Raw genomic sequence first — 22,554 nt, 5'->3', positions numbered from 1 at the left:
CTCCCCGCTCCGCTCGTCGTCGACCGCACCGATCCCGCCCGTCAGCCGCGGCCGGGTCGGCCGGCCGGCGTAAGAAATATACAACGTTAGATAGATATAACACACATGGGTGACCACTCCGTGAGACCGCAGACCCTCCATCGGACCGGTCGCGCCGTTCACATGCTCGTGACGGTACTGGTGTTGAACCTCGGGCTGGCCCGCGAGTCGGCACCGATAATCGCCGGCGGCGGGGTGTTGTTCGTGACGTTCTTCCCGTTCAGCCGACTGCTCGCCGACCGCGTCGGCCACACCCGATCTGACGAACGGACCCGCGAACTCACCCGGCTCGCCGCCAGCCGGGCGGCGTTCCTGCTCTTCGGCGTCGCGTTCGTCGCGTTCCTCCTCGGCGCCGCGCTGGAGGCGACCGGCAGACTCGGGGGCGTCGCGGGGAGCGTCTACGCGCAGGCCCGGGTCGTCGTCGTCTGGGCCGCCGTCGCGATCTGCGTCTCCTCCGTCGCGCACGGCACGCGAGCATGGGTACGACGCCGGAGCGTGGCGGGGTGACCGTGGAGTTCGAGACGCGCGTCCAGCGGCTCCGCGAGGAGGCGGGGTTGACGCAGGCCGAGCTCGCGGACCGGGTCGACGTGACACGTCAGACGATCCTCTACGTCGAGAAGGGCGAGTACAACCCATCCTTGGAGCTGGCTTGGCGTATCGCGCGCGAGTTCGACGCGCGCGTCGAGGACGTGTTCGACCTGCCCGACGAGCCGCAGTCGTAGCGCGCGCGGGTCGCTCGCGATCCGGCTCACACCGGGGCCGAGCGCAGCGAACCGCTCGCGTCCGGAGCGGGCGTCGGTCACCGCCCCGGTCGTCGAGTCGCGGTCGGTTCAGTGTGACGGCCGCGGCGCGGTCCTCGTTCCGACCGGACGACTTTTTTCGACGCCCTCCGAAGTCGGGACATGGAAATCGGATTCGAACTCGGAGCGAACGTCCCGTCGGGCGTGTTCGCGCTCCACGCCGCCGTCGCCGTGGTGTTCCTGATCTTCGCGGGCCTGAACGGCGCGAACGGCGAGACGGCTGGCCTGGCGCTGTACCTCGCGATGGCGGGCATGATCGCCCTCGTCGGCGTGGTGGCCGGACGAATCGTCTCGCGTCGGTGAGGCCGGCGGAAGCGTTGCGCTCGCGTTCGGTTCGATCGGTGAGAGCGACGCTTTTCGCACGGCTTCCGAGCGGCTTCCGTTCTCGGGATCCGACCCTCTGCGACCAGACGCGTCGGCTGTCGCTCCCGTTCGGCTCACCCTCTACCATCTCCGTGGTCGCGTGCGCCTCCCCCGGTTGGGGGTAATCCTCCTCTCGGAGGAGCGGCCGGTTCGTCCGGGCGCGCTCCACGACGTGCCGGAGCTCGTCAACGCGATCAGACATCGTCGTCACCTCCGGACGAGCAGTTCGGGCAGGTGTCGTACGGGATCGTGCTGCCGGGCTTCGAGGTGCGCGTGAGCTTCGAGCCGCAGTTCGAGTAGAGCCTCATAGCCGGCCCCCCTCCCCGTCGGGCGCGGCGCACCGCTGGTTGTACTCGGTGATGTACAGACCGCAGAACTCGCAGATCTTCGGCTCGGAGTTTACCTGAGGTTCACGAAGGTTTAAATTTAGGATGGGGCCGGAGGGATTTGAACCCCCGATCGACTGATATCTCCGGTGCGCCTCGGAACTCCAGAGGGTCGTCAACACGACCGATGATCAGTCGGCCGCTCGGTATATCAGTCTGGAGTGTCGTCCCGGGCGTAGCCTCTGGAGTCAGTCGCCATGCCTGGCTTGGCCACAGCCCCGCGTGATCTCGCGTTCCACGCTTGCCGAAACGCGGATAAAGGGGTTTCGATCGAAGCCGATCGAGGGACGGCGACGCGCTCCTCGGCGCGACGGATCCGCCTCGACTCGGGGCTCGCCGGAGGCGGACGAAATCCGACTCACTCCCGATCGTCGGCGCTCCAGTCGCAGTCCTGACATTTGAACCCGGTGACGAACTCGGTCACGCTCGGCATGTACCCGACGGAGATGACGTCGCCGCCGCACTCCGGACAGTCGCGGTCGGCGTCAGTGATCGACTCGGCTTCCAGTACCGACTCCCCTTCGACCAGCTCTGCGAGCGTTTCGGGCGTCACCATCCGCCCCTGAACGACGCGGTTTGACATACCGGGCGTTCGGCGTCGAGCGCCTAAACCCCGGCGACACGCACGGGACACGCGGTGGCGGGCGAGCGGACTCGGGAGTCGGACCGGAACGGGCCGCCCCGAGCACGCTCAACTCACAGCCACGGGGCCCGGGAGTCGTCGTCGGTGAACGGGTCCGACCCGTCGTCGTCCGTCTCGCGTCCGCTGCCGTCGTTCGCGAGCACCGCGACGTCGTCGTCGACGACGGGAGACGGCCCCTTCGGCGGGGCGTCGAGCGGGGGTTCGCTCGGCGGTTCCCCTCCCGGGTCCCCGTCGGAGTCGGTCGGATCGGCGTCGTCCGAGTCGCTCTCCTCGCCGGAATCGTCCGCGGGTCCGCGGTCGCCGTCGTCCGCGTCGCCGGCGGCGCCCGCCACGCCGCCGGAGTCCGGGTCGTACGCGAACAGGGCCGTCACCGCGAGCACCGCGAGCGCGACCGGCGCCTCCGTCTGCATCAGATCGAACGGGCCGAGCAGGATCGGCAGCGCGAGCACGCCCAGCGCGACCGCCGAGCCGAACCGGAACCGGTCGATGTCGACGCGGCCTCGGAGATGGGGGGACAGCAGCGCGATCGACAGCGCGAACGCCACGCCCACGGCGGCGGCCGCGGTGCCGTTGACCACGTACTCGGTCGACGTCTCCACGGCGAAGCCCGACGGATCGAAGCTCGCGACGAGGCCGAGCCCGATGATAACCCCCGGACTCGGGAGGTACTCTCCGATCTCCGAACTGGCGGTCTTGGCGGCGACGGTCAGGATGACCAGCCCGGCGAACCGCTCGAAGACGGGCAGGTTCAGGAGCCCCTGAAGCGTCGGCGCGAGGGCGGCCTCGACGGCGGCGACGGGAACGATCACCGCGCCGATGAGCAGCACGGAAGTCGCCATCTGCCGCCGGGAGCCGTCCATCTCCGCGAGGATCACCGCCGCGGTTGCGGAGCCGCCGAAGATGAGGATCCCGGTTTCGACGACGCCCGTGGCCGATCCGAGGACGCCGGCGACAACGAGGGCGGGGAAGATCCCGTCGATGAGCGGCAGGGCCATGACGGTCGCGAGCAGTTTCGTCGCGCTCCCGACCTGCTGTTCTAATCGCAGGGCGACCGGGTGGCGTGACGTGCTCATTTAGGGACGATAGCCCTGACCGACGGGGCGGCGGTGGGACGCGTGCGACTCGCGACGGTCGGGGGACCAGCACGCGGAGTCCACGCGGGAGGTCCGACGAGCCCATGTAAAGCGTTTGCGCGGATTGCCGGCTGTAAAGCGGACGCCGAGTTCGTCGTTCGGCTGGCCGGCGATGCGCGCGTTCACGGGACTGTCGGAGTCCATACTAGGTATACGTATTTCGGTCGCGTTAAAGGTTGTGTGAGACGTGTCCGCACGACACGAAGGATCGACGGTAGAGGGGCGACTTCGACGACGATACGTCGGCCGCTCCCCGTATTTTCCGATCATTTTTCGGCTTTCGAGTCGACCTCGGGCCGAGTACCCCGGGTGGCGGACCCCGTTCGGTCGGTGTCGCGACGACGTCGCGATGATCGCGCTCTCACGCTGAATGTAGCCATAATCGTGTATACAACACGGATCTGGGTGTGATCAACCACCACGTCCGTGCCGTCTCGCAACGCTTTTCATCGGCCGTTCGTGACGGATTATATGGCGACAGATTCTGGCCGATTCTCGACGAAGCTCGAGGTTCCGGAAGCGCTGACGTTCGACGACGTGCTCCTCCGCCCGAAGGAGAGCCGAGTCGAGCCCGACGACGCGGACCTGAGCACCCGGGTGTCGAACAACGTCGAACTCACCGTTCCCGTGCTGTCGGCGGCGATGGACACCGTTACCGAGAGCGATCTCGCCATCGCGATGGCCCGTGAGGGCGGTCTCGGGGTCCTCCACCGCAACATGACCGTCGAGGAGACGGCCGCCGAGGTCGAGCGCGTCAAGCGCGCTCACGAGCTCGTCATCCGCCGCGAGGACGTCGTCACCGTCTCGCCGGACGACACCGTCCGCGAGGCCGACGCCGTGATGGAGCGGCAGGGCGTCTCCGGCGCCCCCGTGGTCGCCGACGACGACACCGTCCTCGGGATCATCTCCGGGACGGACATCCGACCCTACCTCGAGGTCGGCGAGGACGACGCCGTCCGCGAGGCGATGACCGACGAGGTCATCACGGCCCCGGAGGACGTCGACGCGCGCGCGGCACTGGAGCTGATGTACGAGCACAAGATCGAGCGCGTCCCGATCGTCGACGACGCCGAGGGGCTGGTCGGACTCGTCACGATGCAGGGCATCCTCCAGCGTCGCGAACACGAGGAGGCCGCCCGCGACGAGGACGGGCGGCTCCTGGCCGGCGTCGCGGTCGGTCCGTTCGAGGAGGAGCGCGCCGTCGCGGCCGACGAGGCGGACGTCGACATCATCTTCATCGACTGCGCGCACGCGCACAACCTCAACGTCTTAGACTCGGCGGAGGCGATCAAGGGGACCGTCGACGCCGACGTCGTCGTCGGAAACGTCGGGACGCGCGAGGCCGCCGAGGCCGCGGTCGGCTTCGCCGACGGACTCAAGGTTGGAATCGGTCCCGGGTCGATCTGTACCACGCGCGTCGTCAGCGGCGCGGGGATGCCGCAGATGACCGCGGTCGCGGAGGTCGCGGACGTCGCCGCCGAACACGACGTCCCCGTGATCGCCGACGGCGGGATCCGCTACTCCGGCGACGCGATCAAGGCGCTCGCTGCGGGCGCGAACGCGGTGATGCTCGGCTCGTACTTCGCCGGAACCGACGAAGCGCCGGGGCGCGTCATCACGATGAACGGGAAGAAGTACAAGCAGTACCGGGGGATGGGCTCGGTCGGCGCGATGAAGTCCGGCGGCGGCGACCGCTACCTCAAAGAGGAGGAGGAAGACGAGGAGTTCGTCCCCGAGGGCGTCGAGGCGGCGACCCCGTACAAGGGGAGCCTCGCCTCGGAGCTCCACCAGCTCACGGGCGGGATGCGTTCCGGGATGGGGTACGTCGGCGCGGAGACCGTCCTCGACCTCCACGAGCGCGCGGAGTTCGTCCGCGTCTCCGCCGCGGGACAGAGCGAGAGCCACCCGCACGACGTGATGATCACCGACGAGGCGCCGAACTACAGCCCGGACGAGTGATCGCGGACGACCGCTCGGAGGAGCAGACCGGAGGCGGGTCCGGACACACCGATCGGACCGCGCGCCGAAGAGGTATTTTAATATAGCCAGCGGCGAGATGAAACGTGTGAGCGAACACCCCCTCGCTCCCGTCACCCATGAGTGAGAAACCGCCGCTGGTCCTCGTGGTCGAGGACGAACCCGACCTGGCCGATCTGTATGCCGCCTGGCTCGGCGACGAGTACCGCGTTCGAACCGCGTACGGCGGTCGCGAGGCCCTCGACCAGCTCGACGAGACCGACGACGAGGTCGACGCGATCCTCCTCGATCGCCGGATGCCCGGACTCTCCGGCGACGAGGTCCTCACCGCCGTCCGCGACCGGGGCATCGACTGTCGGGTCGCGATGGTCACCGCCGTCGAGCCCGACTTCGACATCCTGGAGATGGGGTTCGACGACTACCTCGTCAAGCCCGTCACCAGCGACACCCTCCGAGAGACGGTGGAGGGACTGCTGCGGCGCGGCGAGTACGACTCCGAGGTCCAGGAGCTGTTCTCGCTGACCTCGAAGAAAGCGATGTTAGAGTCGGAAAAGAGCGCGAGCGACCTCGCCGACAACGAGGAGTATCAGCGGCTCACCGACCGGATCGAGACGCTCCGCGAGCAGGCCGACGAGTCTCGCGACGCGGTCGCGACCGACGACGAGGACTACGAGAAGCTCTTTCAGGAGTTCGACACCGACGGGTAGCCCGCGACCGAACGGTTCGAGGGAGGTGTGCCGCCGACTCTTTATGACCGATCGAGCCGAAGCCGTGTTCACATGCGCGTCCGGGACCTGCCGCTTTCCCAGTCCGTCGTCGATCACTTCGCCGAGCGCGGCGTGCGCGAGCTGTACCCGCCGCAGCGCGCGGCGGTCGAGGCGGGCGTCTGCGAGGGCGCCGACGTCGTCGCGGCGGTGCCGACCGCGTCGGGAAAGACGTTCGTCGCCCAACTGGCGCTGTTGACCGCGGCGGGGCCCGGCCTGTACGTCTGTCCGCTCCGCGCGCTCGCCAGAGAGAAGTACGAGACGTTCGCTGCGTTGCCCGGCGTCGACGTGGGCATCTCCACCGGCGACTTCGACGCGACGGGCGAGGCGCTCGCGGGCAACGACGTCGTCGTCGCCACGAGCGAGAAGGTGGACTCCGCGATCCGCAACGGCGCCTCGTGGGTGGACGAACTCGCGTGCGTCGTCGTCGACGAGGTCCACCTGCTCGGCGCGGAGCGGCGCGGGCCGACCCTCGAAGTGACGCTGGCGACGCTCCGCCGCCGGAACCCCGACCTCCAGACGGTCGCGCTCTCCGCGACCGTCGACAACCCCGACGCGATCGCGGACTGGCTCGACGCCGCCCTCGTCGAGTCCGACTGGCGTCCGGTCGACCTGCGAACCGGCGTCGCCGTCGGCGGCGAGGTCGCGTTCGACGACGGAACGAAACTGACGGTCGACGTCGACAGCGCCGGGACCGGAGCCGACGCTGACGGCGAGACCGACCCGACCGATGTCACGGCGGCTCTGGTCGGTGACGCGGTCGCGCAGGGCGGCCAGTGTCTCGCGTTCGTCCGCTCCCGCCGCGAGGCGGTCGCCCTCGCGGAGCGGCTCGCGGACGACGGGCTCGCTGCGGCGTTGGGGATCGAGGACGCGGCCGACGCGGCGGCCGAGGAGGTCACCGAGGTCGACGGCACGATCACCGGACGACAGCTCGCGGACTGCCTGCGCGCCGGCGTCGCGTTCCACCACGCCGGACTCCGGTCGGGGCACCGATCGGTCGTCGAGGCGGCGTTCCGCGAGCGTGACGTCGCCTGTATCTGCGCCACGCCCACGCTCGCGGCCGGTATCAACGTTCCCGCCCGACGTGTCGTCGTCCGCGACCAGCGCCGGTACGGGGAGGGCGGCATGGCGTGGGTCCCGACGCTCGAGGTCCACCAGATGTGCGGCCGTGCCGGCCGGCCCGGCCTCGACCCGCACGGGGAGGCCGTCCTCGTCGCCGACGCCGACACGCGGGCGGAAGTACGCGAGCGGTACGTCGACGGCGATCCCGAGGCCGTCGAGTCGCAGCTGGCCGATCCGGGCGCGCTCCGGACGCACGTCCTCGCCGCGATCGCGACGGGGTTCGCGGCGACCGAGACGGAGATCCTCGACGTCTTCGAGGGGACGTTCTACGCCCGGGAGACGGGCGCGGGCGGCCTCGCGGACGCGGTCGCCGTCGCGGTCGACGACCTCGTCGCGGCCGGGATGGTCGCGCGGGAGACGGGCGGCGTCGAGGACTATCGCCTGGTCGCGACGGCGGTCGGCGAGACCACCTCGAAGCAGTACGTCCGCCCCGAGACCGGTGAGCGGATCGTCGCCGGCCTCCGGGCCGCGGCCGGCCTCTCGGACGCGACGACGCTCACCGCCTTCGAGGTGATCTGCGACACGCCGGACATGCGAGACACCTATTTGGGGAACGAGGAACGCGCCGACATCTACCGGTTCGCGCGGCGCAACGCCGCCACCCTGACGACCGATATGACCGAGCCGGACGACTTCGAGGGATGGCTGGAGTCGGTGAAGACGGCGCGCATCCTGGACGAGTGGATCGGCGGCGCGACCGTCGAGGAACTCGTCGAGCGCTACCGGATCGGCCCCGGCGACCTCGACTCGCGAGTCGAACGCGCGGAGTGGCTGCTGAGCGCGGTCGAGGCGCTCGGGGAGACGATCGGCGTCAGCGTCCCCGCGGTGTCGCGGGCGCGGTCGCAGCTGTGAGAGACGGGCGAGAAGAAGCGACGACCCCGGCGTCGGCGGTCAGTCGGCCGATCCGACCGTCCGGTGGAACGGGGTCCGGGCGATCGTCTGCCGTAGTTCTGCGAGCGAGTCGCGGCCGACGTCGCTCGCGGCGGACATCACCGCGAACACCTCCTGTCTGGAGACCTTCACGCCGGTCTCAGTGAGCGCGTCCTCCGGACGGGTCCCGAGCTCGCGGAGGGTGCCGACCGCGAGCAGGTACGGGACCGTCCACGCCTCGAGGGTGTTCCCGTTCGAGAGCGGCATCGTCTCGAGGTACGCCTGCGCGTCGTCGAGGAACGACCGGGCGTAGTCGGCGGTGCGGTCGACCACGCGCGCGGACGACTCCCGGTTCTCGGGGTGAACGACGCGCTCCTGATCGACCCCCTCCGCCTCGAGCCACTCGGCGGGGAGGTAGACGTTGTTCTCCTCGGTGTAGTCGTCGTAGACGTCCTTCGAGACGTTCACGAGCTGTAAGAGGAGGCCGAACTCCTCGGCGGTCTCCCGCAGGCGCTCCGCGCGCTCCTCGCCGACGTCGCCGCGGGTGAGCAGGTTCGTGATGAGGTTGCCGACGGTGCCGGCCGCGTAGTAGCAGTACTGCTCCAACTCGTCGCGGTCGTCGATACGGAGCCCGCCCTCGGTGGCGTGACGGTCGACGAACATCGCCATCCCGTCGACCATCTCCAACACCGGGGGAACGATCGCCTCCTGCGCGTCCGGATCGAGCTCTTCGAACGTCGCCGCGATGGTGGGCGCCTCCGCGACGACGGTCCAGTCGTCGTCGAGCTCCGCCGGCAGCCACTCGTCGACCGCCTCGCGGAACTCCCCGATGTCCGTCTCGTCGTCCGGGTCGATCGCTCGTCGATACGTCCGCAACACGTCGCTCTGGGCGTCCGGCGGGATGTGACCGGCGTCTTCCACCGTGTCCGCGACGCGACAGAGGAGGTAGCCGACGCAGATCTGCGAGGCCATCGGCTCCTCTAACACGTCGACGGTCAGCGCGAAGGTCCGCGAGACCCCTTGGACCGCCTCGTGACACCACGCGAGGTCGGCCGCATCGGGGCCGTGTTCACGTCCGCTCATTCAGTTGGCAGTCTTTACGGCACAACGCATAAAAAGCCTCGTGGAACGGCGGTCGGCCGCGACTCGTCGACGGAGGCGCCGAAATCGCACGACTGCGAGCCCGCTCGCTCCGACGAACCGACAACCCGTGTACAATCGTGTGGAAACGGCTAAGTCCGCTCGGCCGAACGCTCCGGCATGGAGTTCACGCTCACCGAAGAGCAGCGCCAGATCCGCGACACGGTCGCGGAGTTCGTCGACGAGGAGGTCGTCCCGCGCGCGGCCGAGATCGACGAGGAGGACGAGTTCCCCGCCGACCTGATCGACGACATGGCCGACCTCGGGCTCATGGGCATGCCCTTCCCGGTCGAGTACGAGGGCGCCGGTCTCGACTACCACAGCTACGCGATCGGGCTCGAGGAGATCTCCCGAGGTTCCGGCGGACTCGGAACCGTCGTCGCGGCACACACGTCGCTGGCCGGGAACATGCTCTACGAGTTCGGTGACGAGACCCAGAAGGAGGCGTACCTCACCGCGCTCAACACCGGCGAGGAGATCGGCGCGTTCGCGCTCTCGGAGGCCGAGGCCGGTTCCGACGTCCCGGCCATGTCGACCGCCGCGGAGCGCGACGGCGACGGCTACACCGTCAACGGCGGGAAGCTCTGGATCTCGAACGGCTCCGTCGCGGACACGGTCACGCTGTTCGCCAAGACCGATCCCGACGCCGGCCGGAAGGGCATCTCGTCGTTCGTCGTGCGCCCGGAGGAGGACGACGGGTTCGTCGTCGAGGGGACGGAGGACAAGCTCGGCGACAAGGGGTGTCCGACCGCGGAACTCCGCTTCGACGACATGTGGATCCCCGAAGAGCGGCGGCTCGGCGAGGAGGGCGAGGGGTTCGTTCAGGCGCTGAAGACGCTTAACGGCGGCCGGATCACGATCGCGGCCCGGTCGGTCGGCATCGCGCGCGCCGCCCTCAATGAGGCGAAGTCGTACGCCCAGCAGCGCGAGCAGTTCGACCGGCCGATCAGCGACTTCCAGGCGATCCAGCACAAGCTCGCGGACATGGACACGAAGGCCCGCGCGGCGGAGCTGCTGATGCACGAGGCGGCCGACTTGAAGATGCGCGACGAGGACTACATCAAGGAGGCGGCGCAGGCGAAGCTGTACGCCTCCGAGATCGCGCGCGAGGTCGCCAACGAGGGGATCCAGATCCACGGCGGCTACGGCTACACCAAGGACTTCCCCGCCGAGCGATACTACCGCGACGCGAAGCTCTCGGAGATCTACGAGGGGACGAGCGAAGTATTACGTAACACGATCGCCCAGCAGTTGCTCGACGAGTAGGGCGATTGTCGGCCGCGCCGGTCAGGCCCTCGGATCACCGTCGTCGTCCTCGCCGTCGCCGTCCCCGCCGTCGTCGTTCTCGCCGTCGCCGTCCTCGCCGTGGTCATCCTCGCCGTCGCCGTCCTCGCCGTCGTCGTTCGTTCTCTCCGTATCGCCGCGCTCGGCTCCTGGTCCCGGCCCGTGTGCGACGTCGGCGTCCGACGGATTCTGGTCGACCGCGTACTCGCCCGTGTCGATCCGCTCCGCGGGCTCCGAGTAGTCGCGATCGCTCGGCGAGAAATCCGGGCGGACGACGCCGTCGTCGGGGACGTCGAGGTCTTCGTCCGGAGGCTCCTCGGTCGACCCCTCGTCCGCTTCCGCGTCGACGACCACGTCCTCGACGGGTCCGCCGCCGCCGCCGGTCCGGTCGCTTCCCGCCTCTTCGGTGTCCCCGACTTCCTCCTCCGTTCCCGCCTCTTCGGTGTCTCCGACTTCCTCCTCCGTTCCGGCCTCTTCGGTGCCGCCGAATCCTTCGTCCCCGCCGGTCCGTCCGCCGACGCCGACTCCCTCGTCGTCGTCGATCCACTCGAAGGAGCCGGGCCCTTCGCCACGCCGCGCCGCGACGGCGGTCGCGAGGCGTTCGGTGAGCGTCTCCTTCAGCGACTCGGCCTCGTCGAGCTCGAAGTCGACCGCCGCGGCGTCGGTGCCGGTCAGCGATCCGGACCCCGCCGTGTCGGCGACGATCGTCGCGACCCCCCACCGACGCTGGAACACGGTCCGGCTGTCGATCACGTTCTGGATCCGGTAGTACGGGACGACCGCGACGGTCCGGCTCCAGAACCCGTTCCGCGTGAGGAGGTGGTCTTCCCCGAGCCAGTAGCCGCGGTGTTTCCACTTCAGGTGCGCCGCCGGCGGGACGACTAAGAAGAGCGCGGCGACCCCGTACCAGGGGAGCGTTTCCGAGAGGTACCAGTTCGCGCCGTACGCGATCCCCGTGAGCGCGCCGACGATCATCGCGTACCGGATGACGTACCGCCATCGGATCCGCTTCGGCGGGCGATTGAACTCTGGCGAGCCGAACGATTCGATCTCGTGTGCGAGCCGGTAGACGCGGTCGGTCGCCGCGATCGGCACGGCGGACTGGTTGCCGGACTCGGAGTCCTGTCCGGGGGCGTACCCCGCGGTCTCGATAGAGAGGCTCGCGTAGCCGAGCGCGCGCTTGGCCGGGTTGTCCGTGATCCGTAGCGTCTGGACCTTCTCGGTCGGGATCGATCCGCTGTACCGGCGGAACAGGCCGCGCTCGTAGCGGAGTTCGTCTCCAGCACGCGCGAGCCGGAACCCGTAGTAGTTCGAGAAGGCGACGCCCGCACCGATGAGCCACGAGGCGAGAAACAGGAGCGCGACGCCGACGATCGCGGTCGCGGTCACCGCGACGGCGGATGTCTCCGGCAGGAAGTTCGACAGCACCGGGAACGACCCGGAACTGAGGAACGCCAACAGCCCGATCAGGCGCCCGTCGAACGACAGCGCCCCGACCAGGGCGAGTTCGCCGGGGGAGATGGCGAACAGCTCCTCCTCGTTCGGGGCGAACGCGTCGTCGCGGCCGCCCTCGACCGCGTCGGCGTCGGTCGCCGCCCCCTCGCCCGCGTCGGCCGGGCGGTCGACGCCGGACTTCCGGCGCTGGACCTCGCGCTGGAGCCGGGTCGCCTCCTCGGGCGTGACGAACCGGATCGACCCCTCGGTGCTCGAGCCCCCGGCGGTCTCTAAGTCGACCGCGGCGACGCCGATCGCGCGCTGGATCACGCCTCGGCTCACGTCGACGTTCTGGATCCGCCGGTACGGGATCTCCCGCTCGCGCCGCGAGATCACGCCGGAGGAGATGTCGAGCGTGTCCTCGGTGAGGACGTACTCGAAGCGGCGGTAGTACGCGACCTCGTAGGCGAACATCGCGACGAGGATGGCGGCGCCGCCGGCGACCGCGATCGGGAGCCCGAACCCGCCGCTGTTCACGATGACGAACAGCGCGACGGCGGTCCCGGCCGCCTTCTGGAGCGCGCGGTACGGGACCGACTGGGGCGCCAGCTTCACACCGCGTCCTCCCCGTCGGCGCGGATCGCCAGCCGCTTCAGCTCCTCGCGGAGGTCGCTCGCGCCGTCCGGCGTGAGTCCCGGGATCCGGACGTCGGCCCCCCGCGACCCCGCCGTGTACACCACGCAGGAGGCGAGCCCGACCGCCCGTTCTATCGGGCCGCGGCGGGAGTCGACGTGCTGGATCCGCACCAGCGGCACCGTCGTCCGCACCTGCGTGATGACGCCGCGGTCGAGGTGGATCGCGTCCTCGCGGATCTCGTAGCTCCAGCGGCGGTACCGGAGCAGCGCGTGCCCGACGGTGAGCGTCAACGCGACGGCGCCGACCGCCACCGGCGCCCACCTCGGGAGGTACTCGAAGTACACGCCGCCGACGAACGGGGCGGTGATCAGCGCCGAGAGCAGCACCGCGCGGAGGGCCCACACGATCTGGACTCGGGGGTGGAGCGTCTGTGCCGTCATCGACGGTCCCCCGTCGCGTGTCCGTGTGTCATAGCCGGCGATTGCGGTCCCCGACGTATAAGTCCGGTCGGAAGCGGTCGGTGACAGGCGGTCGACGATCCGTGGTAGGAAATCTCTACCGAAGGCGATACTTGCCGAAACCGATATCCCGGGCGATCGAGTCGTGCCGGCCATGGCCGACGACCCGTTCGAGAACATGCTCGCTCAGATGGACCGCGCCGAGGAGTACGCAGACGTGGATCACGGGGTGTTCGAGCGGCTCAAACACCCGGAGCGCACGCTGAAGGTGACGCTCCCGGTGGAGCTGGAGTCCGGCGAGGTCGAGGTGTTCGAGGGGTACCGCTGTCAGTTCGACAGCGCCCGCGGGCCGTTCAAGGGCGGCGTCCGGTTCCACCCGTCGGTCAGCCAGCGCGAGGTCGAGGCGCTCGCCGGCTGGATGACCTGGAAAACCGCCTTGGTCGACCTCCCGTACGGCGGCGCGAAGGGGGGCGTGATCTGCGAGCCGAAAGAGCTCACCGACCGCGACCTCGAACGGCTCACCCGGCGGTACACCGAGGGGATCCGCCGGATGATCGGGCCCGAGGTCGACGTCCCCGCGCCGGACATGAACACGAACCCGCAGACGATGGCGTGGATGATGGACACCTACTCGATGTACGAGGGGTACTCGGTCCCGCAGGTCGTCACCGGGAAGCCGCTGGAGATCGGCGGGACGCCGGGCCGGGTGGAGGCGACCGGCCGCGGGGTCTCGCTCGTCACCGAGCGCCTCTTCGAGTACCTCGACCGTGAGCTCACCGACGCCACGGTCGCGATCCAGGGGTTCGGCAACGTCGGGTCGAACGCGGCCCGGCTCCTCGACGAGTCCGGCGCCAACGTGGTCGCCACCTCGGACGTGTCGGGGGCGGCCTACGACCCCGACGGCCTCGACGTGGCGGCGCTCGGCGCGCACGTCGACGCCGGCGGGCTGATCGAGGAGTACGTCGCGGGCGACCTCCGAGGGAGCGCCGGCGAGGGCGACTCCCGGTGGGACGACCCGGACGCGATCACCAACGCGGAGCTTCTGACCCTCGACGTCGACGTGCTCATCCCGGCGGCCGTCGAGGGCGTGATCACCGCCGACAACGTCGACGACCTCCGGGCGTCCGCGATCGTCGAGGCCGCCAACGGGCCGACGACGGTCGCCGCGGACAAGGCGCTCACCGAGCGCGACATTCAGGTCGTGCCGGACATCCTCGCCAACGCGGGCGGCGTCATCGTCTCGTACCTCGAGTGGGTCCAGAACGCACAGGAGTTCTCCTGGCCGCTGGAGACGGTCAACGCCGAGCTGGAGCGCCGCATCGGAACCGCGTTCGACGAGACGATCGAGCAGTACGACACCGAGGGGCTGCCCGACCTGCGGACCGCCGCGTACACGCTCGCCTTGGAGCGCACCGCGAAGGCCCACGAGTACCGCGGGCTCTTCCCGTGACCGCCCTCTCTCGATCCGTTCTCCCCGCGAGCGCCTCGCCCCCCGTCAGGCGCGCCTGATCCGGTCCGCGGTAACCGCGAGCGGCTCGGCGTAGTGGAGCAGCGGCTCGCCGTCGGGCCGATCGAAGCCGTTCGCCGCGAACAGCGTGTTCGCCCGGATCTCCGCCTCGGCCGGGCGCAGCGTCCACCGCTCGTGGTCGATCTCGCCGACGTACAGCCGTCCGTCCGAGCCGGCGGTGTAAAACCGGTAGTTCTCCAGCAGGAACCCCGGCAGCGACCCCGTCTCGGGCGTGAACGCCTCGCCGGCCGGCCCGTATGTCGCGTCGAACCACGCGTGCGGAGCGCCCTCGTGGACGCGACGGCTCGCGAATCGGACGGCGTCGAACCCGCCGTCGGTGGCGGTGAGCCGGACGTCGGTCTCGGCGCGGTAGTACGGGAGGCGGAACAGCCCGCGGGCGACGGCGACGCCGATCCGGTCGTCGGCGTCGAGGCTGTGGAAGTAGACGCCCGGCCCGTCCGGCCCCTCGACGTAGGTCCGGAGGTTGAGTTCGGGGAACGACAGCCCAATCGGGACCCCTCGCGGGCGGATGTCGTCCATCACGAACGAGACGACCCCGAGGTAGGCGTCGCCGTCGTGGGTCGCGACCGACAGCCCGTCGGGCAGCGCCGCGGCGACGCTCGACGGGTCGACGGGCCAGTGCGCGAACAGACCGTCGCGCCACGTCATCTCCAGCCAGCGGCGATCGAGCATACCGGATCGCAGGGGACGGGCGGACAAAACTCGCACGCCGCCGGCGGGTTCGCCCCGGGGCGGGCGGTCACTCCCGTGACGCGTCGGAGCCCTCCGGCGCGTCTTTCCACTCGCCGACGCCGGAGGGATCGAGGTGGACGTGGACGTCGCCCACGTCGGTCAGCGCGCGGAGGCTCGTGACGAGTTCCGTCTCGACGTCGTGCGCCTCTCGGAGCGTCATCTCCCCGTCGACCTCCACGTGGACCTCGACCTCCAGGTCGGTCCCGTCGTAGAACACGGTCAGGTCGTGGACGCCTTCGACGGCCGGGTGGTCGCGGAGCGAGGCGACGACGCGGTCGCGGTCGCCGGGCGGCGGCGCGCCGCCGACGAGGTACGTGACGTTCTCGCGACCGATCTCGACGCCCTGGTAGACGACGAGGACGCTGACGAGCGCCCCGGCGACCGGATCGAGGATCGGGACGTCGAGGAACACGCCGAACACGCCGACCAGCGCCGCGACGGTGGTGTAGATGTCGTTGAGGCAGTCGGCCGCGAGGGCGGTCAGCGCGGTCGATCCGAGGTCCGCGTTCACCCGCTCCGTGTATCGGTACAGCAGGTACATGTCGGCCATCGCGAAGAGCAGCGCGGCGACGAGGACCGGACTGGCCCGCACCTCGACCGGGCCGACGAGCCCAAGTGCCGACTCGCGCAACAGGATCAGTCCGAGGATCGCGACCGTCGCGCCGACGAACAGCGCCGTCAGCGGTTCGATCCGCTGGTGACCGTGCGGGTGGGTCTCGTCCGCGCTCTCGTACCGCGATCCCCCCCAGACGAACACGACCGCGCTGGCGACGAGGTCGGCGACGGAGTGGGCGGCGTCGGCCAGCAGCGCGACGCTGCCGAACGCGAGTCCCGCCGCGCCCACGACCGCGATCTTCACCGCGTTGCCGGCGACGTTCACCGCCGCTGCCCGCTGGAACCGGGCGCGGTCGCCGTTCCCGAAGGGGCTCGACATAGGCACCGGTGGGCCCCGGACGCTGTTAAGGGTCCCGCGTCGGGTCGACCGTCGCCCCCTCGTCCGGAAGCGCCCCTCGCGTCGCTCGGTTTCGACGCCGTTTCGGCCCGAGGACTCCGTCGTAACGCCTAAGACCGAAACGCTCCTCGGATACGGTAATGAATCACGATCTTTTCGTCCGAGGTGGTCCCCGTGGGCGTCGAAATTAAGGAAACCGAGGTGAGCGACGAGGATTTCGAGGAGATGAAGGGGTTCGTCCGCGACTACCTCGCGGCCAGCGTCGAGGGCGAGGACGACGGCGGACGCATGCGCTGGTACCCCTGGCACTCGTCGTCGTACCGCTTCAACCACATCCTCAACGTCGTCGACCTCGCGACCGAAATCGCGGAGGCCGAGGGCGCCGACGTCGATGTCGTCCGGGTCGCCGCCGTCTTCCACGACGTCGCCAAGCTGGAGGCCGAACAGGACGTCCACGCGGAGGCCGGCGCGCGCGTCACCCGCGAGTACCTCCAGAGCCGCGGCAACTACCCCGAGTCGTTCATCGAGGAGGTGTGCGGGGCGGTCGTCGACCACTCGTACACGGGCGACCTCGACGACGTGCCCTTGGAGAGCCGGTGTCTGATCGAGGCCGACGTGCTCGACAAGGTCGGCGCCAACGGCGCCGTCCTCATGCTGTTGCGGATGGGATACGAGTCGCGCACGCACATGGACGCCGCGAAGATGGTCGACCGCGTGCTCCAGCGCGCGCACGACCACACCGAGCGCGTCGTCTCCGACACCGCAGAGGGCATCGCCCACCAGCGCATCAAGCGCGTGAAGTGGCTCCGCGAGTGGCTCGAAGAGGAGGTGTCCCGGATGGACGCCGAGGGCGTCACCGACCGCTGAGTTCGTCGCAGGCCGTCGACGGCGCCTCCGACCGTTACTCGTCCGAACCGGTGGTCTCGACGAGCGGCAGCATCGACTCAAGGTAGCGGTCGATTCCGGCGCGCGAGTCCGCGACCCACGCCTCGTCGCTCGTCGTCGCCCAGCGGAACATCCCGCCGGTCGCGAACGTCTGGAGCGTCGCGGCCACCTCCGACGCGGCGACGGACCGGTCGTCGTCCGTGGCTCCCGCGGCGTCCCGGGGGACCTCGGCCGCCGCCTCGCGGACGAGCCGTTCGAGGTACTCGCCGAAGACGCGGTCGCTGCGGTCGAAGTGGTCGCGGTACGCCTCGTCGCTCGCGGCCTGCGAACGCAGTTCGGTCATCACCGTGACGAACCGCTCGTCGGGCGCGTACGGGTCGTCGAGCGACGCGGGGTCGACGGCGGCGGTGAGGTAGCCGTCGAGCTGTTCCCGCGCCGAGCGGTCGAAGGCCTCCTCCGGCGCCACCTCCAGGACCTCACTCTCGGCCGCTCCGCCCTCTTCCGACCGCTCCGCGCCGTTCTCCGACCGCTCTGCGCCGTTCCCCGACCGCTCCGCGGCGGCCCCGTCGGCGATGGACGCCTCGAACTCGTCGAGGAGGTAGCCCATGAGATCGATCAGCAGGTCGTCTTTCCCGTCGTAGTGATGGTACACCAGCGACGGGCTCTTGTCGAACTCGTCGCCGATCCGCTGGATCGTGACGTCCGCGTACCCGTGCTCACAGAGCGCGCGGAACGCCGCGCCGAGGATCGCCTGCCGAGTGTCCGACGGCTCCGCGAACGGGTCGTTCATACGCCCCGTTGACGGGCGCGATATATATCGTTCCTGATTGAACGTTCATTCAACAAGCTTATTGATCGGGGGGCCGAGCGGACCGTATGACTCGTTCCGATGCGTCACGATGTGACCGGGCGGCGCGCGCGACCGGAGCCGCTCGGGGAGCCGGCGGAGGAGACCGATGAGCCGGTCGACGCGGCTCGCGACCGCCGCGCTCGCCGTCGTCGCCGCGAGCGCGCTGCTCGTCGGTGTCTCGCTGGCGGGGGCCGCGGCGCCGAGCGCGGGGACCGCGGCCGGCGGCGACGCAGCCGCGTTCGCTGGTGTCGACGGACCGATCGCCGACGGTGCCGTCGCACAGGCCGGCTCCGAGCCGACCGCGAGGCAGATCCGCGGCTCGCCGGTGCTGGACCTGTTCGTCTCGCAGCGCTCGGTCCCCGGCGGCGCCGAATCGACCGTGACGATCGACATCGTCAACACCGGCGAGATGGAGATCGGCAACCAGCTCGACTCCCGGGTCACGACCGCGCGCGGGCTGACCTTGGCGATCGACGACAGCGACGTCCCGATCGACGTCGAGGACGGCGAGATCCCGGTCGGAAACGTCCCGACCGCCGCGAGCCCGGTCTCCGTTCCGCTCGACGTGACCGTGCCCGACGACGTGCCGGACGGAACGTACGAGGTCGAGGCGACCGCTCGCTACCGGTACACCTTCGAGATCATCCCCGAGTTCAACGACCACAAGGACCGGCGCGGCATCGACGAGTTCGACCTGACGATCGTCGTCGACGACGGCGCGCGGTTCGCGGTCCTCGAGACCGACACCGACGCCCAGGTCGGCGGGAGCGGCGACGTGACCGTCACGATGGCGAACGTCGGCGACGAGACCGCCCGCGACGCGGTCGTCTCCGGAACGACGACCAGTCCGGGCGTCCGGCTCGGGGCCGGCGAGGGCGGCGGCCAGTCCTTCGTCGGCGACTGGGCGCCCGGCGAGAACCGGACGGTGACGTTCGACTCGTCGGTCAGCGAGGCGTTCGGCGGCGGCGCGTACGCGATCTCGTCGACCGTCGACTACCGCGACCCGAACGGGATCGCCGAGACCGCGGCGCCCGCGCGCGCCGGCGTCGTCCCGGTCCGCGAGCAGTCGTTCTCGCTGGACAACGTGTCCGGAACGCTCGAGGTCGGCTACTCCGGCACCGTCTCCGGGACGATCACGAACGAGGGGCCGCTCCCCGTCGAGAACGGGGTCCTCGTCGCGGACTCCGGGAGCAACGGCGTGAGCCTCGGTGAGAGCCGGTACGCGCTCCCGAGGATCCCGCCGGGCGAGTCCGCGGCGTTCTCGTTCGACGCCGCCGTGAGCGGGAGCGCCGACCCCGGTCCCCGGCAGTTCCGGTTCACCACCCGGTACGACAGCGGCGACGCGACGGCGACGGCCGAGGCGGCGCGCCGCGTCGAGGTCGCCCCGAGACAGCCCGAGTTCGAGCTCGCCGTCGACAACGCCACCGTCCCGGCCGGCGAGACCCGTCGGATCAACGTCACGATCACGAACCGACGGCCGGAGACGCTGTCGTCGATCAACGCCGGGCTATACGCCGACAGCCCGCTGACGGCGGTGAACGAGGAGGCGTTCGTCGACGACCTCGAACCGGGCGAGTCCGCGGACATCTGGTTCGAGGTCGCCGCCGCGCCGAGCGCGAGCGTCGAGGCACACCCGATCGAGTTCGACTTCCGGTACGACGACGAGCGAGGCAACGACCGCATCTCGGACATCACGCAGGTCCCGGTCACGGTGACCGCCGCCACCGACGACGGGGGCGCGCCGACCGGCCCCATCGTCGTCGGCGTCCTGCTCGTCGCCGCCGTGCTCGGCGGCGCCGTCTGGTACCGACGGCGGTGATCGGATGAGGGAACGCGGTACCGCTCCGGATCGGCCGTCGGGCGATCGCCGAGCGACGGGATCCGGGACGGCGCGACGACGGACGGCGCGACGACGGACGGCGCGACGACAGACGACGCGACGACGGACGGCGCGACGACGGACGACGCGACGACGGACGGCGGACCGCCGGACAGGGGGGCGCCGGTGACCGCCGCGCACCGGCTGATCGAGGCGATCGACCGCGTCGTCACGGAGCGCCCGCTGGCGGTTCTGGCGGTCTTCCTCGTCGTCACCGTCGCGTTCGCGGGCGGGCTGACCGGTATCGAGACGACCGCGGGCGCGGACCAGTTTACCCAGGACATCCCGGCTCAGCGGGCGCTCGACGATATCGAGGAGGAGTTCGAGACGTCGATCGGCGGCTCCGCGACCTCGGCGCAGATTATCGTCTCCGACGACAACGTCCTCTCCCGCGAGGCGCTGGTCCGGATCTTGGAGACGCAACACCGGTTGGAGTCGCGGTCGACGCTCCGGGTCGCGTCGACGTCCAGTCACGCGGACGCGATCGCTCGACGGTTGGATCCGACCGCCGCGAGCGCGGCCGAGCGGCGCGACGCCGTCGTCGAGGCGACGCCCGCGGAACTGCGGACGGCCATCGCGGACGCCGACGCGGCCGGGGCGATCGCGGCGCAGGTATCCGTCGACTACAACCCCACCGCACAGACCGCCGACACCGCGATCGTGGGGATCTCCTACGACCTTCCGGACGCGGCGACGACGGCCCGGGTGACGGAGCTTCAGACCCGTAGCGTCGAGGTCGTCGACTCCGTTCCGGGCAACGTCGCCGGCGAGAACGCGATCCTCTTCGGGGACGGCGTCCTCCAGTCCGAGATCACCGCGCTGTTGACCGACACCGCGATCATCGTCTTCCCGGCGGCGCTCATCCTGATCGTCGGCTTCCTGATCTTCGCCTACCGCGACCCGATCGACATGGCGATCGGGATCTCGGCGCTGCTGATCTCGCTGCTCTGGACCTTCGGGTTCATGGGGTACGCCGGGATCCCGTTCTCCGACTCGCTCGTGACGGTGTTCCCGCTGCTGCTCGCGGTCGGGATCGACTTCGGGATCCACATCGTCAACCGCTACCGCGAGGAGCGGGCGACCGGGACCGGGATCGAGCGGTCGATGCGGACCACGACCGACCAGCTGCTCATCGCCTTCCTGCTCGTGACGATCACCACGGTGTTCGGGCTCGTCTCAAACGTCGTGAGCCCGTTCGACCCCAACCGCGACTTCGGGATCGTCGCGGCCGCCGGGATCACGTTCACGCTGATCATCTTCGGGGTCTTCCTCCCGGCCGCGAAGGTGCTCTCCGACCGGTGGCGCGAGCGGCTGTCGGTTCCGACGTTCGGGACGAGCGCGCTCGGCGCCGGCGGCTCGCGGCTCGCTCGACTCCTCCACGTCGGCGTCGACCTCTCCCGGATCGCCCCGGTCGCGGTCGTCGCCCTCCTCCTCGTCGGGGGCGCGGTCGGCGGCGCCTACGGCACCGGCGTGAACACGGAGTTCTCGGAGGAGGCGTTCTTCCCGGAGCAAGACCGGTTGGAGAGGTACGCGGACCTCCCGGAGCCGTTCGCGCCGACGGAGTACACGTTCCTCGACGTGTTGACGCTGTTCGAAGAGGAGTTCGATCAGGACTTCGTGGGGTCGGTGACGCTGTACGTCGACCAGTCGGTCAGGGACGACGACGCCCTGGAACTGATCGACCGGACCACGCGGAATCCGCCGGACACCTTCGCGACGACCGACGAGCGCCGCGCACAGGCGACGAGCGTCGTCACCGTGATCGAGGACCGCGCGTCGCGGGACCCCGAGTTCGCCGCGCTGGTCGAGCGCAACGACCGCCTCGGCAACGGCGTGCCCGACCGGAACGTCGACGAGGTGTACGACGCCCTTCTGGACTCCCCAGCGAGGGATCGCGCCCGGAGCTACGTGGCGGCCGACCGCGGCAGCGCGCGCATCGACTACACGATCCGGCCGGGCGTCGACGACTCGGAGGCCGTCGCGGACGTTCGCGCCCTCGCCGAGCGCACGCCGCTCGAGGCCGTGCCGACCGGCTCCCTCGTCGTCAACCAGGCCGTGATCGACCTGCTGACGGAGTCGGCGATCCGGAGCCTCTTCGCCGCGTTCGGACTCACGGCGCTGTTCTTAGCGCTGTCGTACGCGTACCTCGAGGGGAGGACGGTCTACGGCCTGTTAAATCTCGTTCCCGTCCTCGTCACGGTCGGCCTGCTCGTCGGATCGATGCGGCTGTTCGACATTCCGCTGACGCCGATCAACGCACCGATCCTCTCGGTCTCGATCGGACTCGGCGTCGACTACACCGTCCACTTCGTCCATCGGTTCGTCGACGAGTACAAGGCGGGGCTCCCGATCGACGAGGCGCTCGACGTCACCATCGCCGGGACGGGCGGCGCGCTCACCGGGAGCATGCTCACGACGGTCTCCGGGCTCGGCGTCCTGTGGCTCGCGGTGATCCCCCTGCTGCGGGACTTCGGCGTCCTGCTCGCGCTGGGCGTGTTCTACGCGTACCTCTGTTCTATCCTGTTGGTTCCGTCGCTGGTCGTCGTGTGGGACCGGTACGGGGCGTTCGTGGGGCTCGGTCTCGACGACGGGCTCCGCGGGGCCGACGCCGACGGCGGGCGCTAGGGATCGGACGCGTTTCGACCGGCGTGAACCTCGACAGCGCGTCGGGCCGGATCA

19 protein-coding genes and 1 tRNA gene are annotated in these 22,554 nt (G+C 70.0%); 11 read left to right on the top strand and 9 right to left on the bottom strand.

Annotation, left to right across the window (positions count from 1 at the left end):
• Window positions 1-105 precede the first annotated feature (105 nt).
• From EXE42_RS04175 to EXE42_RS04165, 3 genes are all read left to right on the top strand, one after another.
• Window positions 106-546: a hypothetical protein gene (locus EXE42_RS04175; RefSeq protein ID WP_241988328.1), complete on the top strand. Its 441-nt coding sequence runs from the start codon at window positions 106-108 to the stop codon at window positions 544-546.
• Between the two features lie 2 nt (window positions 547-548).
• Entirely contained in the window at window positions 549-761 is a 213-nt protein-coding gene (locus EXE42_RS04170; RefSeq protein ID WP_137705956.1) for a helix-turn-helix transcriptional regulator, read from the top strand.
• Window positions 762-941: 180 nt separating this feature from the next.
• Window positions 942-1,142 carry a hypothetical protein gene (locus tag EXE42_RS04165; protein ID WP_092921547.1) on the top strand — a complete coding sequence of 67 codons (201 nt, stop codon included), beginning with the start codon at window positions 942-944 and terminating at the stop codon, window positions 1,140-1,142.
• 492 nt (window positions 1,143-1,634) lie between these two features.
• Here the strand turns inward: EXE42_RS04165 and EXE42_RS18495 are convergent.
• The 3 genes from EXE42_RS18495 to EXE42_RS04155 all read right to left on the bottom strand — a co-directional run bounded on the left by EXE42_RS18495 (window position 1,635) and on the right by EXE42_RS04155 (window position 3,304).
• Window positions 1,635-1,808, bottom strand: a tRNA-Trp gene (locus tag EXE42_RS18495).
• 138 nt (window positions 1,809-1,946) lie between these two features.
• Window positions 1,947-2,171 carry a DUF5795 family protein gene (locus EXE42_RS04160; RefSeq protein WP_137705955.1) on the bottom strand — a complete coding sequence of 75 codons (225 nt, stop codon included), beginning with the start codon at window positions 2,169-2,171 and terminating at the stop codon, window positions 1,947-1,949.
• Window positions 2,172-2,284: 113 nt separating this feature from the next.
• On the bottom strand, window positions 2,285-3,304 hold the full coding sequence (locus tag EXE42_RS04155) for a DUF5794 domain-containing protein (RefSeq protein ID WP_137693733.1): 1,020 nt from the start codon (window positions 3,302-3,304) through the stop codon (window positions 2,285-2,287).
• 531 nt (window positions 3,305-3,835) lie between these two features.
• Between EXE42_RS04155 and guaB the strand changes: the two genes are divergently transcribed.
• The 3 genes from guaB (at window position 3,836) to EXE42_RS04135 (ending at window position 8,079) form a co-directional block, all read left to right on the top strand.
• The gene (gene guaB, locus EXE42_RS04145; RefSeq protein WP_137705954.1) at window positions 3,836-5,323 is read left to right on the top strand and encodes an IMP dehydrogenase; all 1,488 of its coding nucleotides are present in this window, start codon (window positions 3,836-3,838) and stop codon (window positions 5,321-5,323) included.
• Window positions 5,324-5,460: 137 nt separating this feature from the next.
• Window positions 5,461-6,048, top strand: coding sequence for a HalX domain-containing protein (locus EXE42_RS04140; RefSeq protein WP_092921557.1), 588 nt, complete (start codon window positions 5,461-5,463; stop codon window positions 6,046-6,048).
• A gap of 72 nt (window positions 6,049-6,120) precedes the next feature.
• Window positions 6,121-8,079 carry a DEAD/DEAH box helicase gene (locus EXE42_RS04135; protein ID WP_137705953.1) on the top strand — a complete coding sequence of 653 codons (1,959 nt, stop codon included), beginning with the start codon at window positions 6,121-6,123 and terminating at the stop codon, window positions 8,077-8,079.
• 39 nt (window positions 8,080-8,118) lie between these two features.
• Here the strand turns inward: EXE42_RS04135 and EXE42_RS04130 are convergent, their stop codons facing one another.
• Window positions 8,119-9,180: a phytoene/squalene synthase family protein gene (locus EXE42_RS04130; protein WP_092921561.1), complete on the bottom strand. Its 1,062-nt coding sequence runs from the start codon at window positions 9,178-9,180 to the stop codon at window positions 8,119-8,121.
• A gap of 177 nt (window positions 9,181-9,357) precedes the next feature.
• Here EXE42_RS04130 and EXE42_RS04125 point away from each other — a divergent pair, with 177 nt between their 5' ends.
• Complete coding sequence (locus EXE42_RS04125) at window positions 9,358-10,503, top strand: acyl-CoA dehydrogenase family protein (RefSeq protein WP_092921563.1); 1,146 nt, start codon at window positions 9,358-9,360, stop codon at window positions 10,501-10,503.
• A 21-nt stretch (window positions 10,504-10,524) separates the two neighbouring features.
• Here the strand turns inward: EXE42_RS04125 and EXE42_RS04120 are convergent, their stop codons facing one another.
• Together EXE42_RS04120 and EXE42_RS04115 are read right to left on the bottom strand one after the other, a co-directional pair.
• Complete coding sequence (locus EXE42_RS04120) at window positions 10,525-12,570, bottom strand: PH domain-containing protein (protein ID WP_092921565.1); 2,046 nt, start codon at window positions 12,568-12,570, stop codon at window positions 10,525-10,527.
• Window positions 12,567-13,031 (bottom strand): PH domain-containing protein, encoded by a 465-nt coding sequence (locus EXE42_RS04115; protein ID WP_137705952.1) that lies wholly within the window; start codon window positions 13,029-13,031, stop codon window positions 12,567-12,569. Before EXE42_RS04115 ends, EXE42_RS04120 begins: the two co-directional genes overlap by 4 nt.
• A 172-nt stretch (window positions 13,032-13,203) precedes the next feature.
• Between EXE42_RS04115 and EXE42_RS04110 the strand changes: the two genes are divergently transcribed.
• Window positions 13,204-14,499 (top strand): Glu/Leu/Phe/Val dehydrogenase, encoded by a 1,296-nt coding sequence (locus EXE42_RS04110; RefSeq protein WP_137705951.1) that lies wholly within the window; start codon window positions 13,204-13,206, stop codon window positions 14,497-14,499.
• Window positions 14,500-14,544: 45 nt separating this feature from the next.
• Here the strand turns inward: EXE42_RS04110 and EXE42_RS04105 are convergent, their stop codons facing one another.
• Both EXE42_RS04105 and EXE42_RS04100 read right to left on the bottom strand, forming a co-directional pair.
• Entirely contained in the window at window positions 14,545-15,249 is a 705-nt protein-coding gene (locus EXE42_RS04105) for a YqjF family protein (RefSeq protein WP_137705950.1), read from the bottom strand.
• A 67-nt stretch (window positions 15,250-15,316) separates the two neighbouring features.
• The gene (locus tag EXE42_RS04100; RefSeq protein WP_092921574.1) at window positions 15,317-16,243 is read right to left on the bottom strand and encodes a cation diffusion facilitator family transporter; all 927 of its coding nucleotides are present in this window, start codon (window positions 16,241-16,243) and stop codon (window positions 15,317-15,319) included.
• Window positions 16,244-16,426: 183 nt separating this feature from the next.
• Between EXE42_RS04100 and EXE42_RS04095 the strand changes: the two genes are divergently transcribed.
• Window positions 16,427-17,128, top strand: coding sequence for an HD domain-containing protein (locus EXE42_RS04095; RefSeq protein ID WP_092921576.1), 702 nt, complete (start codon window positions 16,427-16,429; stop codon window positions 17,126-17,128).
• 34 nt (window positions 17,129-17,162) lie between these two features.
• Here the strand turns inward: EXE42_RS04095 and EXE42_RS04090 are convergent, their stop codons facing one another.
• A complete protein-coding gene (locus tag EXE42_RS04090; protein WP_137705949.1) occupies window positions 17,163-17,936 on the bottom strand; it encodes a TetR/AcrR family transcriptional regulator in 774 nt (257 codons plus the stop codon).
• A 166-nt stretch (window positions 17,937-18,102) separates the two neighbouring features.
• On the opposite strand from EXE42_RS04090, the gene EXE42_RS04085 reads away from it, so the two are divergent.
• Window positions 18,103-19,815 carry a COG1361 S-layer family protein gene (locus EXE42_RS04085; RefSeq protein ID WP_137705948.1) on the top strand — a complete coding sequence of 571 codons (1,713 nt, stop codon included), beginning with the start codon at window positions 18,103-18,105 and terminating at the stop codon, window positions 19,813-19,815.
• A gap of 186 nt (window positions 19,816-20,001) precedes the next feature.
• Window positions 20,002-22,500, top strand: coding sequence for an RND family transporter (locus EXE42_RS04075; RefSeq protein WP_092921582.1), 2,499 nt, complete (start codon window positions 20,002-20,004; stop codon window positions 22,498-22,500).
• Window positions 22,501-22,554 lie beyond the last annotated feature (54 nt).

It is taken from the genome of Halorubrum sp. SP3, assembly GCF_005435195.1.
In the GTDB taxonomy this organism is placed as follows: Archaea; Halobacteriota; Halobacteria; order Halobacteriales; family Haloferacaceae; genus Halorubrum; species Halorubrum sodomense.
This window is presented reverse-complemented; position numbering and strand designations above follow the sequence as displayed.

Excerpts from the sequence above, each read along its gene's own strand:
- EXE42_RS04175 (WP_241988328.1), top strand. The coding sequence starts at position 106 with ATGGGTGACCACTCCGTGAGACCGCAGACCCTCCATCGGACCGGTCGC.
- EXE42_RS04165 (WP_092921547.1), top strand. The coding sequence starts at position 942 with ATGGAAATCGGATTCGAACTCGGAGCGAACGTCCCGTCGGGCGTGTTC.
- EXE42_RS04160 (WP_137705955.1), bottom strand. The coding sequence starts at position 2,171 with ATGTCAAACCGCGTCGTTCAGGGGCGGATGGTGACGCCCGAAACGCTC.
- EXE42_RS04155 (WP_137693733.1), bottom strand. The coding sequence starts at position 3,304 with ATGAGCACGTCACGCCACCCGGTCGCCCTGCGATTAGAACAGCAGGTC.
- guaB (WP_137705954.1), top strand. The coding sequence starts at position 3,836 with ATGGCGACAGATTCTGGCCGATTCTCGACGAAGCTCGAGGTTCCGGAA.
- EXE42_RS04140 (WP_092921557.1), top strand. The coding sequence starts at position 5,461 with ATGAGTGAGAAACCGCCGCTGGTCCTCGTGGTCGAGGACGAACCCGAC.
- EXE42_RS04135 (WP_137705953.1), top strand. The coding sequence starts at position 6,121 with ATGCGCGTCCGGGACCTGCCGCTTTCCCAGTCCGTCGTCGATCACTTC.
- EXE42_RS04130 (WP_092921561.1), bottom strand. The coding sequence starts at position 9,180 with ATGAGCGGACGTGAACACGGCCCCGATGCGGCCGACCTCGCGTGGTGT.
- EXE42_RS04125 (WP_092921563.1), top strand. The coding sequence starts at position 9,358 with ATGGAGTTCACGCTCACCGAAGAGCAGCGCCAGATCCGCGACACGGTC.
- EXE42_RS04115 (WP_137705952.1), bottom strand. The coding sequence starts at position 13,031 with ATGACGGCACAGACGCTCCACCCCCGAGTCCAGATCGTGTGGGCCCTC.
- EXE42_RS04110 (WP_137705951.1), top strand. The coding sequence starts at position 13,204 with ATGGCCGACGACCCGTTCGAGAACATGCTCGCTCAGATGGACCGCGCC.
- EXE42_RS04105 (WP_137705950.1), bottom strand. The coding sequence starts at position 15,249 with ATGCTCGATCGCCGCTGGCTGGAGATGACGTGGCGCGACGGTCTGTTC.
- EXE42_RS04100 (WP_092921574.1), bottom strand. The coding sequence starts at position 16,243 with ATGTCGAGCCCCTTCGGGAACGGCGACCGCGCCCGGTTCCAGCGGGCA.
- EXE42_RS04090 (WP_137705949.1), bottom strand. The coding sequence starts at position 17,936 with ATGAACGACCCGTTCGCGGAGCCGTCGGACACTCGGCAGGCGATCCTC.
- EXE42_RS04085 (WP_137705948.1), top strand. The coding sequence starts at position 18,103 with ATGAGCCGGTCGACGCGGCTCGCGACCGCCGCGCTCGCCGTCGTCGCC.